The sequence below is a fragment of the Roseobacter weihaiensis genome, assembly GCF_020622345.1.
Lineage (GTDB): Bacteria > Pseudomonadota > Alphaproteobacteria > Rhodobacterales > Rhodobacteraceae > Roseobacter > Roseobacter weihaiensis.
Window position 1 is genome coordinate 133,908 of sequence record NZ_JACNMO010000008.1, and the last position, 13,993, is coordinate 147,900.

Below are 13,993 nucleotides of genomic sequence, written 5' to 3' on the forward strand. Positions count from 1 at the left end.
CATAAAACAGTTGGATAACAGACCCGATGCGCAGCACAGTTCCCGCCCTTCTTCTTTCTTTTCTGGTGATGTCGGGCTGCGGCACCGCTGCCAACCCGATGAACTGGTTCGGTAATGACGACCCGGACGCGGCCGCGCCGGAACCGGTCGAGGCGGACAACCCGCTGATCCCCGAAACAACCGGTCTTTTTGCGGCCGCACGCGAAGAGCGGGCCCGCTACAGGGGCACGCCGATCGAGGCGGTTACGGATCTGACAATCGAGCAGGTGCCGGGCGGGATTCTTGTACGGGCAACGGGGCTGGCGGCCACACAAGGCATCTATGACGCGCGTTTGACCCCAGGCAATGAAGACGAATTGCCCGAAGATGGCGTGCTGACATTCCGTCTGGAAGCGCAGAATGCCCAGCTTGGCGCGGGTGCACCGCAGACCCGCGAAGTGATCGTCGCCCGGAAACTCACCGAACAGCAGCTTGGCGGTGCCCGCACAATCCGGGTTGAAGGGGTTCAGAACGCCCTGGAACGCCGCCGCTGACGCGAAAGGCGCGTCAGTCCAGTGATGCAACCTGAACGGTAGAGCCGTCCGCGTAAAGGGCTATCTTGCCCTCGCAAAGCAGCAGCGCATCCTCGCCAAAGACCTCTTTGCGCCAGCCTTTCAAAGCCGGAACATCGCGAATGCCTGCCGCAATCGCGTCCAGATCCGCGGCGGGTGCGATCAGCTTGGCCGCAACCCCCGCGCTTTCGGTCTTGGCCTTCAGCAACACGCGCAACAGATCGGCAAGGGCGGGGTTCACCTGAAGCTTGTCCCGCGACCGGTCAGGTGCCGGCATCTCTTCGGGCGGGCAGGCCACACCGGAGGCCACAGCCTCCAGAATACCGTCCGCGATATCCCCGCGCCGCGCCTCGCGCAGCAGCAACCGCGCGCGGCCCAGTTCTTCGGCGTTTTTCGGTTTGTTCGAGGCCAGTTCAACCAGTGCATCATCCTTGAAGACCCGGTTGCGCGGGATATTGCGGTCCTGCGCATAGCGCTCGCGAAAGGCGGCCAGTTCGCGCACCACAGCCAGAAACCGGGGCGATGTTGTCCGGGTCTTGACCCGGCGCCACGCCTCCGTCGGTGCGACGATATAGGTCTCGGGGCTGGTGAGCACCGCAAGCTCTTCTTTCAGCCAGCGGCTGCGCCCGGTTTCTTCCAGCTTGTCCGCCAGAAACTCATAGACCTCGCGCAGATGCGTGACATCGGCAATGGCGTAGGTTTTTTGGGCCTCGGTCAGAGGGCGGCGCGACCAATCGGTAAACCGAGACGTCTTGTCGAGCGGCTTCTTGGCGATCTTGCGCACCAGCGTCTCGTATCCCACCTGCTCACCAAACCCGCAGACCATGGCGGCCACCTGCGTGTCAAACAGCGGTTCGGGAAAGACCTGCGCGTCGACGTAAAAGATTTCCAGATCCTGACGGGCCGCGTGAAATACTTTTACGACAGAGGTATCTCGGAAGAGATCATAAAGCGGCTCCAGCGATATCCCACTGGCCAGCGGGTCCACCAGGCAGGCGGTGCTGTCATCCGCCCCCGGCATGGCCAGCTGGATCAGGCAGAGTTTGGAATAATACGTCCGCTCACGCAGGAACTCTGTATCAACGGTCACGTAGTCGTGCTGGGCTGCCTTTTCGCAGAATTCGCTCAGCTTTTTCGTCGTTGTGATGGTGTCCATTCGGGCATTTCTTTTAAATTATCTCACCCAGCGCTGAAACTGTTACACGAACCGGTGTGGATTGACCAGAACCACCGGGAAACACGTCAGGTTTTCAGGTAAAGCGGGGTGTGATCGCCCCCGGCAAAGCGGCGCAATACCTGCGGGTAGAGGAGATGCTCCTGCCTCAGCACGCGCGCCGCGAGGCTGGCGGCTGTATCCTGCGGCAACACCGGCACGCGCGCCTGTCCGAGGATCGGGCCATCGTCAAGGCGCGGCGTCACCTCATGCACGGTACATCCGTGCTCGGTATCGCCTGCCGCCAGTACCCTTTCATGGGTATGCAGCCCTTTGTATTTGGGCAGCAGCGACGGGTGAATATTCAGCATTCGACCGCGCCAGAGATCAACGAAGTCGGCCGTCAGCTTGCGCATGAAGCCTGCCAGACAGATCAGATCGGGCGCATGCGGGGCCAGCGCCCCGAGGATCGCATGTTCAAACGCCGTCCGGTCCCCGTCAAAGGGCTGGTGCCGCACGATTTCCGTGGGGACACCGCGGTCCTCGGCCAAAGCGAGCCCCCCTGCCCTTGGATTATTGGACAGCACAACGCAGGCCCGCGCCGGATGATCCCCCGTCATGCTGTCGAGCAGCTTGACCATATTCGACCCCCCCCCGGAGATGAAGACGGCCACGCGTTTGGTCACAGCAGACGGCCTGAATACTGCACGCCTTCTGTCTCGGAGATCTGGCCGATCCGGCTGACGTCCTCGCCCATGTCGGACAAAAGGGCCGTCAGCGTGTCCGCCGCCTCGGCCTCCACCACAAGGATCATGCCCAGCCCGCAGTTGAAGGTCTTGAGCAACTCGGCTTCGGCAATGCCGCCGGTCTCTGCCATCCAGCGAAAGACCGGTGGCAGGTCCCATGTGCTCAGATCGATATGCCCCCCCAGGTGCTCGGGCAGGACGCGCGGCAGGTTCTCCGTCAACCCGCCGCCGGTGATATGCGCCAGCGCATGCACGCCGCCGGCCCGGATCGCCGACAAGGCCTGTTTGACATAAAGCCGCGTGGGTGTGAGCAAAGCCGCACCCAGCGTCTCGTCGGCCCAGGGGCAGGCGTCGTCCCAACCCAGACCGGAGATGTCGACCAGCTTGCGCACAAGGCTGTAGCCGTTGGAATGCACCCCGTCGGAGGCAAGCCCCAGCAGCACATCGCCCGCCCCCACGCCCCGGGGCAGCTCCTGCCCGCGCTCCATCGCACCAACCGAAAAGCCCGCCAGATCGAAATCTCCCGCCGGATACATGCCCGGCATCTCGGCAGTCTCCCCGCCGATCAGCGCACAGCCCGCCCGCGCGCAGCCCAAAGCGATGCCTTCGATGATCCGCGCCGCCTTGTCGGTCTCCAGGGTACCGGTGGCAAAGTAGTCGAGGAAAAACAGCGGCTCCGCCCCCTGGCAGACCAGATCGTTGACACACATGGCCACCAGATCGACGCCCACGCCATCCACATGACCGGTATCGATGGCAATGCGCAGCTTGGTGCCCACACCGTCCGTGGCGGCCACCAGCACCGGATCGGTATAGCCCGCCGCCTTGAGATCAAAGAGCGCGCCAAAGCCGCCCAGACCAGCCATCACGCCGGGCCTGTTGGTTCTTTTGGCCGCGGGTTTGATCCTGTCGACCAAGGCGTTGCCCGCATCAATATCCACCCCGGCATCTGCATAGGTGATCCCGTTTCTGGGCAACGTCATGGTGCTGTCTCCTGCCTGCGCCTTCGGTTGCCTGCGGGTTAGAGCATTCGCCCGGCAACTGCAATCCAAAGCCACCCCAAGCGGGGCCTTGACGAGACGCGCAAGGCGGCTTACCCAGCCTGCATGGCGGGCCTGTAGCTCAATTGGTTAGAGCAGAGCGCTCATAACGCTTTGGTTGCGGGTTCAAGTCCTGCCGGGCCTACCATACCCGCTTTCTACAGCGTGAATGCCCCCTCGGCAGGTTACCGCGCGATCACGATGTCGGCCTGCAGCCCGCCCAACCGCGCCGAGGTCCCAAGCCGCAGAATGCCGCCGTGCGCCCGGGCGATGTCAGTGGCAATCGCAAGGCCCAGGCCGACGCCACCGCCCTTGTCCTGATTGCGCGCGGAGTCCAGCCGGGTAAAGGGGCGCTTCGCATCCGCGCGGCGATCCTCCGGGATACCGGGCCCGTCATCTTCCACCCGGATGCGCAGCGACTTGTCGCTCAGCGTGACTGAAACCTCGGCGCGCGCCCCATAGCGGACCGCGTTGGAAATCAGGTTGTCGAGGGCCCGGCGAATGGCAAGGACATTCAGTTGCACGGTGCCCTCCCCGTCCCCGTCATGCGCAAAAAGGGTGACGTTCTGACCGGCCCGTTTGGCTTCCGCCACCACGGTTTCAACCAGCGCACGCGGGTCGACAGGTTCCGGTTCGCCCTCGCCCGCGCCTTTGACAAAGTTCAAGAAGGCGTCAAGCATCCGCTGCATCTCCTCGACCTCTCTCTCAAGGGGGCCGCGCTCCTCATCCTCCAACATCGACAACCCCAGCCGCATCCGGGTCAGCGGGGTGCGCAAGTCATGACTGACGCCTGACAGCATGAGTGTCCGCTGTTCGATCTGCCGTTCGATCCGCGAGCGCATGTCCACAAAAGCATTGCCTGCCGCGCGCACCTCGATCGCCCCCGCCGGGGTGTAGGGTTCATGCCGGCCCCGCCCGAAGGCCTCCGCCGCATGGGCCAGCCGCTTGATCGGTCGCAGCTGATTGCGCAGATACAGGATCGCGATCACCGTGACCAGGCCGCCAAAAAAGACCATGTTCACAAAAAGCTGATGCGGATTGGAGGCCGAAATCCGATCCCGATCGAAGCTCAGTTTGACAGGTCCATGACGCGATGTGGCAAACACATGAACGCGCTGATCGTCCCACAAATCAATCAGAAAGAGGGCTGGCACCCGCTGGGACAACCGGTCGATGATAACTCTGCCGGAAAAGTCATACCACCGGCGCAGGTTTTCGGTGGGCATCTCCTGCTTCGAAACAGGAACGGCTGTCAGGGCCAGTTGACTGGCCTGCGCCACAACCTCCGTGGCGACAGAGCCGCGATCCGGGGCGGCATCAACGATATCCAGCACCAGCAGGATTTCACGCGAAACCGCAGCGGCCATCTGGTGTGTAACATCTTCGAAGTGGCGGGTCAGAAACAAAACCGTCACTACCAGTTGCAGAAAAACAACCGGCAGCAGCAGGATCAGCACGGCCCGGCCATAGAGGCTGCGCGGCATATAATGTTTGAGCAAGTTGAAGATCATAGGCTAGACTCTAGTCGCGCCCCTGCCCTTTAGAAAGACCCAAAGACCATGGTCCCGCCTGACGATTTCAACCCGCCGATTGGGGCAGCAGAACAAATTGCGCCGGGCCTGCGCCGGATCGTAGCCCCCAACCCCTCGCCGATGACCTATCGCGGCACGAATACCTACCTTTTGGGCACGACGGAGATCGCCGTGATCGATCCTGGCCCCTCGGATCAGACACACCTCGCAGCAATTCTGGCTGCCGTCACGCCAGCGCAGAAGATCACCCACATCCTTGTCAGCCACACCCATCTTGACCACTCCCCGCTTGCCGCACCACTTTCTGCTGCAACCGGTGCGCCTGTTCTGGCATTTGGGACAGCGACCGCCGGGCGCTCCGCGATCATGCGCGATCTTGTGCGCCAGGGACTCACCAGCGGTGGCGAAGGCATCGACACCGGGTTCGTGCCGCATATCACCCTCGCAGATGGGGAGCGTCTGAGGTCGGCTGATTGGACGCTAGAGGTTCTTCATACCCCTGGCCATCTGGGCAATCACATCTGTCTGGCGTGGGAAGACGCCTGTTTTACCGCCGATCATGTCATGGGCTGGGCCAGCTCGCTGGTGTCCCCGCCGGATGGCGACCTCACGGATTTCATGGCGGCCTGCAGGCGGCTGCAGGCGCGACGCTGGGGTGTCTTTTATCCCGGTCACGGGGCGCCAATCGACAGCCCTCATACGCGGTTGGACTGGTTGATCGCGCACCGTTTGAAGCGTGAGAGCGCCATTCTTGAAACACTTTCCAAAGGCCCTGGCACAGCCGCTGATCTGACCTCTTGTATCTACCTCGATATCCCCAAGGGCCTGTTGCCCGCTGCGACCCGGAATGTTCTGGCGCATCTCATTGATCTACACGGTAAATCCATGGTGCAGACCACGGCAGGGATTGAGATCGACGCGGTTTTTGGCTTGAGGGAGCACTGTTGAAATAAATTCGTGAAAGCGCTCAAAACCCACTGGACGAGTGAATCTCTCACTGCTATATCGCCCAAACCGTTCCGGCGTAGCTCAGCGGTAGAGCAGTTGACTGTTAATCAATTGGTCGTAGGTTCGATCCCTACCGCCGGAGCCAAATTTTCACATAGAGAACAATGACTTAAAGGCCGCTCTGATGAGCGGCCTTTGTCTTTTTCGCAGGCTCTGCAACAACTCTGCAACAATCGCCGCTTTGCAATGAAAACGGGCGGCACCAAAGCACCGCCCGAATTGGATCACAGATCAGGTGAAGCCCACCACCGCCCTTCCATGAAGATGTACGTCCGACCGTAGAGAGTAAGTCGAACATGACAGTTGCGGTCGAGACCACGGCTGATTGTGCGCAGCCGTTCGCGAACACTCGGGCTCATGCTGCCATCCTCGCTTCGGGCTGTTCGAAGCGAAGAAGGGCTGTCCTCCCTCCGTGACGCAGACGCTCGAATGCGCTCCAGAGTGGCGTTCCCAGCGCAGTGTTTTGATAGGCAAGACGGAGCAACTCGATGAATTGAGGATCATTGACGACAGAAGTTGCCTCCTCGACCGTCATCTCCTCCGGCGCTGGGAAATCCCCGAACAGCGTCACGATTACCTCGCCGTCGTCGTTCGCTTCGAACTCGACATACTCGCACTGGTAGGTCTTTGCATTGAAAGTCATTGGCATTTGGTATTCCTTTCAGGAACTTTGGGTTACGCCTTGTTGGCAAGAACACCATCAACCGGAAGGCACACCCATGGCTAAGCACCTACTTCCAACTACCTGCTTTGAGACTGCCTTCATCGAATACCTTCGCCTACGATTCGAGTTTGAACCGCTGATGCACTACGCCATGGCGGCACTTCATGTGTGCGATCAGACCAGCCGTGAATACCCGGACTTTGTGAAAGGGTTTCTCGCTTGGTTCGCTCCCAGCTTCTTGTTCGACCACAAAGGTGGCTTCCCGGCGCAAGGCCATGCAGCCAACCCTGCGAGCGCAAGGTGGAGCCGATACGAGGATTGTCATGATCTGCTTGAAGGGTGGCTCAACGACGACCTAGATGCCGCCTTGGTGCGTCAGGAGACGACCTTGATCATAGTAGAGGAAGTCGAGATCAAAATGACTGAGGATCGAGAAGACGAAAGCGCCGAAGGAAGGAAGCGTGCAATGAGAAAGAAGCCCAAAGGGGTGATATACGGTGAGATTGCCGACGACTTGGGAATATCGCCCGACACAGTGAAACGCCGGTACGAACGGGCGACGAAGATGCCGGAAGATTTTCTTTCGCACATCCAACCTGTGGCGCTTTTGAGAACTGACGGTCAGTACACCATAGAGACCCGGGAAGTTGGCAGACCCGGTGAGATAAGGTTTCGACCGGGCAAGAAACTCCGCTAGTGAACGAAGCCGCGTAAGCGATTGCCTAGCGCCCCCTTCATGATTGCAATGTGAGGTTGAGGTGTGCCTATCTGGCAAGACCTATAACGCGCAACGGATGATCAAAGATGATAAACGAGCAGCCTGTCACGATTTACTTTGATCTAAGAGCCGACGCTCGACCAACCATTGGGTCGATAGGACGCGCTATGGTCGAGTTCGAGAAAATGGCTGGCGAAGCGATATACTTGCTCGAACCGGGCATTGAGTTTTCACTGGTTTATGAGGCATCGGGTGAAGGTAGCCTAAGGATCATCACAATGCTCCGAGGTGTGGTCACGCGCGAACGACTGATCACGCTTGCTATTGTTCTGACAACAACCCTATTCAATAATGCCGTGGGTCATTTTCAAGGAAAGGCGATGGATGAGGTCATTCAAGCTTTGACCGATGAAAACACCACTTTGACGGACGAGGACATTGCCCGAATTGCAGAAGCCGTTGCAAATGTTGAGCGCTCTGAGACTGTAAAAGCGCCACGCCGGGAGTTTTACCATGCGGTAGAACAAGATGAGGCGATTACAGGTGTTGCGGCTGTTCCAAATGACAAAGCGGAAAGACCTTCTGTTATTGTTCCTCGTGAGGAATTTACAGAACGTGCAACCCGCTACACACCTATTGAACCAGATAACACTCCGGAGCCTCGTGTTGTGCCAGAACGGCTAGAGGTCGTGCTGGTGCAGCCTCCGCTAATTGATAGCAATCGGCAATGGCGACTGTTTGCCAATGGGCATGAATTTGGCGCAAAAATGCTCGATGAACATTTCAAGCGGCAGGTCTTAGAAGGCACAACTGACCTTCGATTGGCCGGCGGTGTGATACTGGATATCACGCTTGAAACTACGCAAGTCAATGAAGGCGGTCTATGGCAAAATAAGTCCTACAGCGTGTCTGAAGTTCATGGCTGGCGGCAAAACCCACAGCAGGCGGATTTGCTACTTTCGCATCGCAGCGATGGCGATGATCAGGGCGATCAGAATGACGACGAGAATGGGCCACGCTGAACCAAAACCAACCCAGTTGATAAGTAGTTGAAGCAACACCACGGCCAGGGCAATCGCGGAAATTTCCGCGACTAGCTTGATCAGCCGTTTGATGTACTTGTCGTCCAAGGTTGGTTGCCTCTCGCGGTTTTTCGCCAGCCTATGCCAAATTCACTGATAAATGGTAAGGCTTCTTGTGACGTCACCAAAAGCCCCTGAGCGGGGCCTCCCCGATATGTGCGCCGACGCCGCGGTGATCGGACAGCCATAGGGCAAGCGCGCCAGACACGGCCAAGTCAGCATGGCCGAACTTCGTGCCGCCCTCGATCCGCACACGCCCGGTCGATCCCACATCGGCCTCGAAGCTCTCAAGCTCTTGGCGCAGGAGGTCGCGGGCCTCGAAGTTGCCGATGGACAGGTCGCCCGTGTGGATCGCCGAGTTCAGCGCCGATAGAAGCCGGGTGCGGCCCACGTTGTTGAAGGTGCGCCCGCGCTCTTTCGATTCCGTTTCGTTTTCACCAGCCACCATCTGAACGCGGGTGTGCTGGACCGACTTCGAGTCGAGCAAATCACAAAACGCACGGCCCACCCCGGAGGAATCCACGACGAGGTAGGCGCGGCTTGCGATAGCCGGATCAATCATCAGGTTCCGGGTCACGATGGCGAGGTCTGCATAGGACATGGCGGGCAAATGATCCGCCCGCACAATCTCGCGGCGGCGCTTGGTCAGTTCCTGCCGCCCATTCGCATCGTAAAAAGGCACGCGCTCGTCGAGCAGGATCGAATAGGCGTTGCGGTCCTGAGCCTGTGCAATGTCGAGGCCCACGAGGAAGCGGCGATAGCCTTTGACGATCTCGACCGCCGGGTCCGCGTTCGGCAGGATCAAGTCCTCGCCCTTTTCAACCAAGGCCTGCATAGAGGTCTCCTAATCTGAGTTGGGGTGTGTCGGTGAACGCGGCGGCAATTGCTGCCGAGTCGAAAAACTGCTGGCCGCGGCCCATCCAGTTCAGGCCGTGTTCTACGTCGAACTCGAACTTGGACAGCACCTTTCGCTGACGCGCGACCAGCTTCGCCATGCGGGGCAGATCGAGGGAGCAGGCGCGGATGCGTTCGACTTCGGGATACATCTCCCAGTCGCTCCACATCTCATAGGCCTTGCCCGACTTTCCGCCCGGTGTGGTGATCAGGATTGTCTTCGCGTTGTCTTCGGCAATCGAAAGGGTCGAGCCGAAAACGTCATCGGGGATGAACGCGGCCTCGTCATAGATCAGCAGCCCGTTTTTGACGCCGTAGCCACGGGCCTGTTCACCGTTTTGGCCCGCCGGAACGCAGACCACGGACGAGCCGTTCTTGAGGTGCAACTCGGTCATGGTGCGCCGCTTGGTTTCGATGGGCAGCGCCATCCGTTCCCAAGTGAAGGCGATCTTGGCGAACAGCAATTGAGACTGCGGCAACGTCTTTGAAAGGATGATCACCTGATGGTCGGGCTTGGACAGTTCCTGGCCTGCCATCACGCCGACGGTGGTCGATTTGCCGATCCGCCGCGACGCCAACACCATGATGATGTCTGAGGCGGAATTCATCAGCTTGCGCTGCCATTCATCGGGCGGGCCACCGACAACCCGCTCAAGCAGCAGCTCCGGCTTTACCCGCTCGTTGAGCGTGCGGAGGAACAGGCCGAGATCATTCGACATCGAGCGGAATCCGCCGGTCTGTCACCACCTGATGGAAGGTCTCGAACGCCTCCGGGTGCGCGTTGAACACCACCCAAAGCACATCCATCAGCTTTTGGACGTCCGGGTGTTCGTTCAGTCCAAGCACGATGGTCGTCTTGTCGCGCAGATTGGAATAGACCTTGAGCAGGTTCTCATAGGATTTGTTCTGATCCCGGAGCAACTGCATCATCGGGGACAGCACATCGAGCAGGTTCTCGCCTTCCACCATATCGTTGAGGGTCCGATACAGCCGCTTCTGCTCCTTGAGGATTCCTTCAATGCCGCCTTCGATCTTGTCTTGGGCGCTGTTCACTTCCTGATCGAGCGAGGTGGCATCCAGCTTGTTCGCCTCCACCAGCACGATCTTCTCGACCTCTGGCGTGATGAACCGCTTGCGAAACCTAGTCAGGCTTTCGAGATCGACGCAGCACCTTTGGGCGATCTCCTTGAACTGGCGGCGGCGCAGCACGCAGTCGAGAACAACCTCAACCACGTCTGACCGGGCGCGGATGGTAGAGCGGCGACCGTTGCCCGATTCCACGGGCAAGGCCTCCTTGATGCGGTCATAGTTGATGGTCATGCGGCAGCCCGCCAGCCTGTCGCCGTGCGCCCGGCCAGTTCGACCATGTGCGGGGCCATCCGGCCAATGACACGCCGCGCGTCCGGCCCATAGATCGGGTGATCCGCAACGTCGCGGATGAAGTCGGGTTCTTCCGCCGAGAACAGGCAATCGAGAATGGCGTTGCGGGCGAGGGTCACGTCGAACTCACGCACGGTGCGATAGGTGCCCGCCAAAAACTCGCGGGCCGTTGCGTCTGCGGCCTTGGCGAGATCATTCATCGGACACGATCTCCAAGGTTGTGCCCGTCTTCTCGGCCTGTGCCTTGGCGCGGCGATAGAGGGCGGCGTCACGGGCCTGCACACGGGTCAGGCGTATCGGTTCCGGGTTGAGGGCATCCTTGATCGACGCTGGGTCGCCTTTGCGTTCGAGCAGGGTCTTGAGTTGGCCGGCCTCGGCCTGTTCCTTCGCGGCGACTTCCGCTGCCGCCCGCTTCTGATCCTTGATCTCGTCGAGCATTTTTTCGGCATTGGTTTTCAGCCCGCCGATCTGATCTTCGATCTGCTTCGAGACCTGTTCCGTCAGCGCCTCAAGCAGCTTGGGCGTCGCCTTCTCGATGAATTGCTCCATCAGGCGGTCGTTGTCCTCAGACATGTGCATCTCCTTCACGTTCGCACAAAAAGAAAGGCAGACCCGGAAGCCCGCCTTTCTCCTGAACGTGAAGATCTGCGCGACGCCCGGTCTGCACGATCACAATAAGTTCCTGCAATTGCTCAATAAAGAACAGTATCAGGTGCTATGGGAGAAAGACCTAAAGTAGGTCAGGCCGCCGCCAGAACGTAGGTATGGTTTTCTGCGTTTCTGACGATCTCGCCCTTGTTGATGGCATTCGCGAGAACCTTGCGGATAGCAGCATCACCAAATTCACCATCGGTGGCGTGGATCAAATCTCGGAACTGGCGCGGTTCAGCCAGCAGGGGCAAGACGGCTGAACGGATCGTGGAATAACTCGCTTTTACATTCCGGCGCGGCGCGGCCAGTTTCGCGGCCTTCTGCCTGAGCCTTTGCTTCTGCGCCCGTGCGGGTGCCGCTTCTTCCGCTGCCCACAACTCGCGCGCCGCGTCGATGCCGCCAAAGGTGCTGCGATGATCGGCACCGATGATCTCACGTCCAGCCAGCACGCGCAGGATGTTCGACCGGAGATCGTCTGGATCGAGGCCCGCCGCGTCACACAGGCTGCGCCGTGACTCCGCCCATGCGCCTCGTTCGCGGGTCAGGAAATAGAGCGCCTCGCGCCGTGCAAGCTGTGCCTCATCCTGTTCGGAGGCTGGGATCACCTTGCCGAACAGGTCAAGTACCGACCGCGCGACGACCGCGCGGTAGAGTGATTGTGCGCCGTTGGGCTGTGAGTCGTTCAGGCCGAAGTCGGGGTCTATGATCATCAGACATCCCGCGTGCCGACGATGGGAGAAATGTCGCCCCCGTCCTCGTCGATCATGTCCTTCTCATCTTCCCACGAGCGATCCGCGCGGACGATCTCGCCCTTTTGCAGGTTCTCATGTAGCGAGGCGCGGCTGATGATCCCAGACAGATACAGCTTCATTTGCTGCTCGATCATCTTCGGCTCCATCGCGCTTTCGATGAAGTCCCGCGACAGGGTCACGGAGGCCTCATCAGGATCATCACCTACCCATTCAGCAGCAAGGCGCAGAAGGCGGTTAAGACCGGCCTCGACGGACACAACGACACCATGCAGGAGCGCAAGCTCTGACCGCGTGCGCTGCGTCGCTGTGCCGAGCGTCTCGTTGCGGTTCACGGTCGAAGACAGCATCCGCGCGCCCAGCGAGATCATCGTTTCGGATTTCTCCTCCATGATCTCCTTCATTGCCGCGACACCGGCTCCCGTGAATTCCAGCATCCCGACTTCCGTGCCTTCGGGCAGCGTCCAGACAGCGCCTGATCCGATTTGCGTTGGCACCTTGTTCGCCGGGATCGACCCAGCCACCCACGGCGTCGGGCTGGCCGTCAGGAAGATGGCGTGTTCCCGATCCGCGCTGTTCTTGAAGTGCGAGATCGCGACCTTGCAGAGCGACAGGAACGGCGGGCTGACATGCTCCGGGCGCAAGCCTTCGTGGCTGACCATCAGAAACGGGATATAGTCGAGCGGCTTGCCGTTGATCGTCGGGATATGGTTCTCGCCCACATCGACACGGGTTTTGTGCTGGTCCCGGATGAAGCGCCGGAACTGATAGACACCGGCCTCAAGGATCAATTCGTAGGTGACGTCTGACCCCTCCCAATCCTCGTCCGAGGCCAGATGCACGCGGGTCAGCACCTTCCGCCCGTCAACGAAGCCCGTGGAGAAGTCTTCGATGGTTTCGGCTTGGAAGGTCGAGATATGAGGCACGGCATTCGCACGCGCGCCATCTGCCGGAAAGTCGAGCAGGATGCCGAAGCGCCCCATCGTTGCGACCTCGCGCACCATGTCCTCGACAAGCACCTGCATCGGAGCGTTCTCATAGGTCGCGTTCAGACGCATCGGTTCGAGGCGCGGCGGCAGCTTGATCACGGGGTCTTTGCGCAGGGCCAGACCGACAAGCGCGCGCAAGGTCATCTCGGGCGCACCGTAGAAGCAGGCCCGGTCGAGATAGTGAGTGTAGTTTTGCGCCGACATGCCTTCGGGTTTCGGGACATACAGTTGCCCCTGATTCTTCACTGCATCCTCGCCGTCGAGGCAGTCACGGATAAGATGATACTGGCCTTGCAGGCGGTCCCAGTGCTTGCTCATTCCGCTGCCTCCAATACCAGCCCAAGCAGGTGGCGATAAGGCAGTTCGAAACGACCGCCGCCTGCCTGAACGCGCAGCCCATCGCGGCTGCGGTCGATCATGACGGCATCGACCGTCACGTCGCGCTGTTCCGGGTTGAGCAGCAGTTCACGCAGGCCGGATTGCAGGGCCTGCTTCGAGATCGGGATGGAAAAGGCTGTCGATGAAGAAACGGTTTTCTGGGCGAGCGTGCAGGCCGCGTCACCATCCGCAGTGAAAGTGATTTGCATGGGTTGATGCTTTCTTTGTGGGTGAACGGCCATCCGAAAGGAACGTCGCGCGAAAGATGGCCGTTCAGGAGAGCCAAGCCGCGCATGTCGAATGTGGGCGGACGCCGCCGGGGCACTCAACTCATGTTTAAGGTGCAGGACGTTGTTCGCGCTGGGTAAATCAGGTGCCACCCATCAATGTGGAAACCGCTGTTGCAACTACCAGTAGTTTCGTCGTTCCATGTGTTCAGCCGACCTTCCACACTAGGA

At 59.9% G+C, this 13,993-nt stretch carries 17 protein-coding genes and 2 tRNA genes; 6 read left to right on the forward strand and 13 right to left on the reverse strand.

What is annotated here, in order from left to right; translation table 11 throughout:
• Positions 1–26 precede the first annotated feature (26 nt).
• Positions 27–533: a flagellar basal body L-ring protein FlgH gene (locus H7847_RS11385; protein WP_227269606.1), complete on the forward strand. Its 507-nt coding sequence runs from the start codon at positions 27–29 to the stop codon at positions 531–533.
• A 13-nt stretch (positions 534–546) separates the two neighbouring features.
• On the opposite strand, the gene rnd is transcribed toward H7847_RS11385, so the two are convergent.
• The 3 genes from rnd to purM all read right to left on the reverse strand — a co-directional run bounded on the left by rnd (position 547) and on the right by purM (position 3,433).
• Positions 547–1,707 carry a ribonuclease D gene (rnd, locus tag H7847_RS11390; protein WP_227269607.1) on the reverse strand — a complete coding sequence of 387 codons (1,161 nt, stop codon included), beginning with the start codon at positions 1,705–1,707 and terminating at the stop codon, positions 547–549.
• 86 nt (positions 1,708–1,793) lie between these two features.
• Positions 1,794–2,390 (reverse strand): phosphoribosylglycinamide formyltransferase, encoded by a 597-nt coding sequence (gene purN / locus H7847_RS11395; protein WP_227269608.1) that lies wholly within the window; start codon positions 2,388–2,390, stop codon positions 1,794–1,796.
• Positions 2,387–3,433, reverse strand: coding sequence for a phosphoribosylformylglycinamidine cyclo-ligase (gene purM / locus H7847_RS11400; RefSeq protein WP_227269609.1), 1,047 nt, complete (start codon positions 3,431–3,433; stop codon positions 2,387–2,389). The genes purN and purM overlap by 4 nt, the downstream gene beginning before the upstream one ends.
• 128 nt (positions 3,434–3,561) lie before the next feature.
• On the opposite strand from purM, the gene H7847_RS11405 reads away from it, so the two are divergent.
• Positions 3,562–3,638: transfer RNA gene (locus tag H7847_RS11405), tRNA-Ile, on the forward strand.
• 37 nt (positions 3,639–3,675) lie between these two features.
• On the opposite strand, the gene H7847_RS11410 is transcribed toward H7847_RS11405, so the two are convergent.
• Positions 3,676–5,001 carry an ATP-binding protein gene (locus H7847_RS11410; RefSeq protein WP_227269610.1) on the reverse strand — a complete coding sequence of 442 codons (1,326 nt, stop codon included), beginning with the start codon at positions 4,999–5,001 and terminating at the stop codon, positions 3,676–3,678.
• 48 nt (positions 5,002–5,049) lie between these two features.
• On the opposite strand from H7847_RS11410, the gene H7847_RS11415 reads away from it, so the two are divergent.
• Both H7847_RS11415 and H7847_RS11420 read left to right on the forward strand, forming a co-directional pair.
• The gene (locus H7847_RS11415; RefSeq protein WP_227269611.1) at positions 5,050–5,970 is read left to right on the forward strand and encodes an MBL fold metallo-hydrolase; all 921 of its coding nucleotides are present in this window, start codon (positions 5,050–5,052) and stop codon (positions 5,968–5,970) included.
• Between the two features lie 70 nt (positions 5,971–6,040).
• A tRNA-Asn gene (locus H7847_RS11420) sits at positions 6,041–6,115 on the forward strand.
• Between the two features lie 270 nt (positions 6,116–6,385).
• On the opposite strand, the gene H7847_RS11425 is transcribed toward H7847_RS11420, so the two are convergent.
• Positions 6,386–6,679 (reverse strand): hypothetical protein, encoded by a 294-nt coding sequence (locus H7847_RS11425; RefSeq protein ID WP_227269612.1) that lies wholly within the window; start codon positions 6,677–6,679, stop codon positions 6,386–6,388.
• A 70-nt stretch (positions 6,680–6,749) separates the two neighbouring features.
• Between H7847_RS11425 and H7847_RS11430 the strand changes: the two genes are divergently transcribed.
• Positions 6,750–7,391: a sigma-70 family RNA polymerase sigma factor gene (locus tag H7847_RS11430; protein WP_227269613.1), complete on the forward strand. Its 642-nt coding sequence runs from the start codon at positions 6,750–6,752 to the stop codon at positions 7,389–7,391.
• Between the two features lie 188 nt (positions 7,392–7,579).
• Entirely contained in the window at positions 7,580–8,434 is an 855-nt protein-coding gene (locus H7847_RS11435; protein ID WP_227269614.1) for a hypothetical protein, read from the forward strand.
• A 181-nt stretch (positions 8,435–8,615) separates the two neighbouring features.
• Here H7847_RS11435 and H7847_RS11440 read toward each other — a convergent pair whose 3' ends face one another.
• The 8 genes from H7847_RS11440 to H7847_RS11475 form a co-directional block, all read right to left on the reverse strand.
• Positions 8,616–9,329 carry a hypothetical protein gene (locus H7847_RS11440; protein ID WP_227269615.1) on the reverse strand — a complete coding sequence of 238 codons (714 nt, stop codon included), beginning with the start codon at positions 9,327–9,329 and terminating at the stop codon, positions 8,616–8,618.
• Positions 9,313–10,107 (reverse strand): terminase large subunit domain-containing protein, encoded by a 795-nt coding sequence (locus H7847_RS11445; protein WP_227269616.1) that lies wholly within the window; start codon positions 10,105–10,107, stop codon positions 9,313–9,315. Before H7847_RS11445 ends, H7847_RS11440 begins: the two co-directional genes overlap by 17 nt.
• The gene (locus tag H7847_RS11450) at positions 10,097–10,708 is read right to left on the reverse strand and encodes a hypothetical protein (protein ID WP_227269617.1); all 612 of its coding nucleotides are present in this window, start codon (positions 10,706–10,708) and stop codon (positions 10,097–10,099) included. Before H7847_RS11450 ends, H7847_RS11445 begins: the two co-directional genes overlap by 11 nt.
• Positions 10,705–10,968, reverse strand: coding sequence for a hypothetical protein (locus H7847_RS11455; RefSeq protein WP_227269618.1), 264 nt, complete (start codon positions 10,966–10,968; stop codon positions 10,705–10,707). The genes H7847_RS11450 and H7847_RS11455 overlap by 4 nt, the downstream gene beginning before the upstream one ends.
• The gene (locus tag H7847_RS11460) at positions 10,961–11,341 is read right to left on the reverse strand and encodes a hypothetical protein (RefSeq protein WP_227269619.1); all 381 of its coding nucleotides are present in this window, start codon (positions 11,339–11,341) and stop codon (positions 10,961–10,963) included. Before H7847_RS11460 ends, H7847_RS11455 begins: the two co-directional genes overlap by 8 nt.
• A gap of 167 nt (positions 11,342–11,508) precedes the next feature.
• The gene (locus H7847_RS11465) at positions 11,509–12,129 is read right to left on the reverse strand and encodes a hypothetical protein (protein WP_227269620.1); all 621 of its coding nucleotides are present in this window, start codon (positions 12,127–12,129) and stop codon (positions 11,509–11,511) included.
• Positions 12,129–13,475, reverse strand: a complete 1,347-nt coding sequence (locus H7847_RS11470) for a DUF4055 domain-containing protein (RefSeq protein WP_227269621.1) — start codon at positions 13,473–13,475, stop codon at positions 12,129–12,131. The genes H7847_RS11465 and H7847_RS11470 overlap by 1 nt, the downstream gene beginning before the upstream one ends.
• Positions 13,472–13,744 (reverse strand): hypothetical protein, encoded by a 273-nt coding sequence (locus tag H7847_RS11475; RefSeq protein WP_227269622.1) that lies wholly within the window; start codon positions 13,742–13,744, stop codon positions 13,472–13,474. The genes H7847_RS11470 and H7847_RS11475 overlap by 4 nt, the downstream gene beginning before the upstream one ends.
• Positions 13,745–13,993 lie beyond the last annotated feature (249 nt).

Bases quoted from the DNA above. Each gene is read 5' to 3' on its own strand.
- H7847_RS11455 (WP_227269618.1), bottom strand. From the start codon at position 10,968: ATGAATGATCTCGCCAAGGCCGCAGACGCAACGGCCCGCGAGTTTTTG.
- H7847_RS11475 (WP_227269622.1), bottom strand. From the start codon at position 13,744: ATGCAAATCACTTTCACTGCGGATGGTGACGCGGCCTGCACGCTCGCC.
- H7847_RS11430 (WP_227269613.1), top strand. From the start codon at position 6,750: ATGGCTAAGCACCTACTTCCAACTACCTGCTTTGAGACTGCCTTCATC.
- H7847_RS11470 (WP_227269621.1), bottom strand. From the start codon at position 13,475: ATGAGCAAGCACTGGGACCGCCTGCAAGGCCAGTATCATCTTATCCGT.
- H7847_RS11435 (WP_227269614.1), top strand. From the start codon at position 7,580: ATGGTCGAGTTCGAGAAAATGGCTGGCGAAGCGATATACTTGCTCGAA.
- H7847_RS11425 (WP_227269612.1), bottom strand. From the start codon at position 6,679: ATGCCAATGACTTTCAATGCAAAGACCTACCAGTGCGAGTATGTCGAG.
- H7847_RS11385 (WP_227269606.1), top strand. From the start codon at position 27: ATGCGCAGCACAGTTCCCGCCCTTCTTCTTTCTTTTCTGGTGATGTCG.
- H7847_RS11445 (WP_227269616.1), bottom strand. From the start codon at position 10,107: ATGTCGAATGATCTCGGCCTGTTCCTCCGCACGCTCAACGAGCGGGTA.
- H7847_RS11450 (WP_227269617.1), bottom strand. From the start codon at position 10,708: ATGACCATCAACTATGACCGCATCAAGGAGGCCTTGCCCGTGGAATCG.
- H7847_RS11460 (WP_227269619.1), bottom strand. From the start codon at position 11,341: ATGTCTGAGGACAACGACCGCCTGATGGAGCAATTCATCGAGAAGGCG.
- H7847_RS11415 (WP_227269611.1), top strand. From the start codon at position 5,050: ATGGTCCCGCCTGACGATTTCAACCCGCCGATTGGGGCAGCAGAACAA.
- H7847_RS11410 (WP_227269610.1), bottom strand. From the start codon at position 5,001: ATGATCTTCAACTTGCTCAAACATTATATGCCGCGCAGCCTCTATGGC.
- rnd (WP_227269607.1), bottom strand. From the start codon at position 1,707: ATGGACACCATCACAACGACGAAAAAGCTGAGCGAATTCTGCGAAAAG.
- H7847_RS11440 (WP_227269615.1), bottom strand. From the start codon at position 9,329: ATGCAGGCCTTGGTTGAAAAGGGCGAGGACTTGATCCTGCCGAACGCG.
- H7847_RS11465 (WP_227269620.1), bottom strand. From the start codon at position 12,129: ATGATCATAGACCCCGACTTCGGCCTGAACGACTCACAGCCCAACGGC.
- purM (WP_227269609.1), bottom strand. From the start codon at position 3,433: ATGACGTTGCCCAGAAACGGGATCACCTATGCAGATGCCGGGGTGGAT.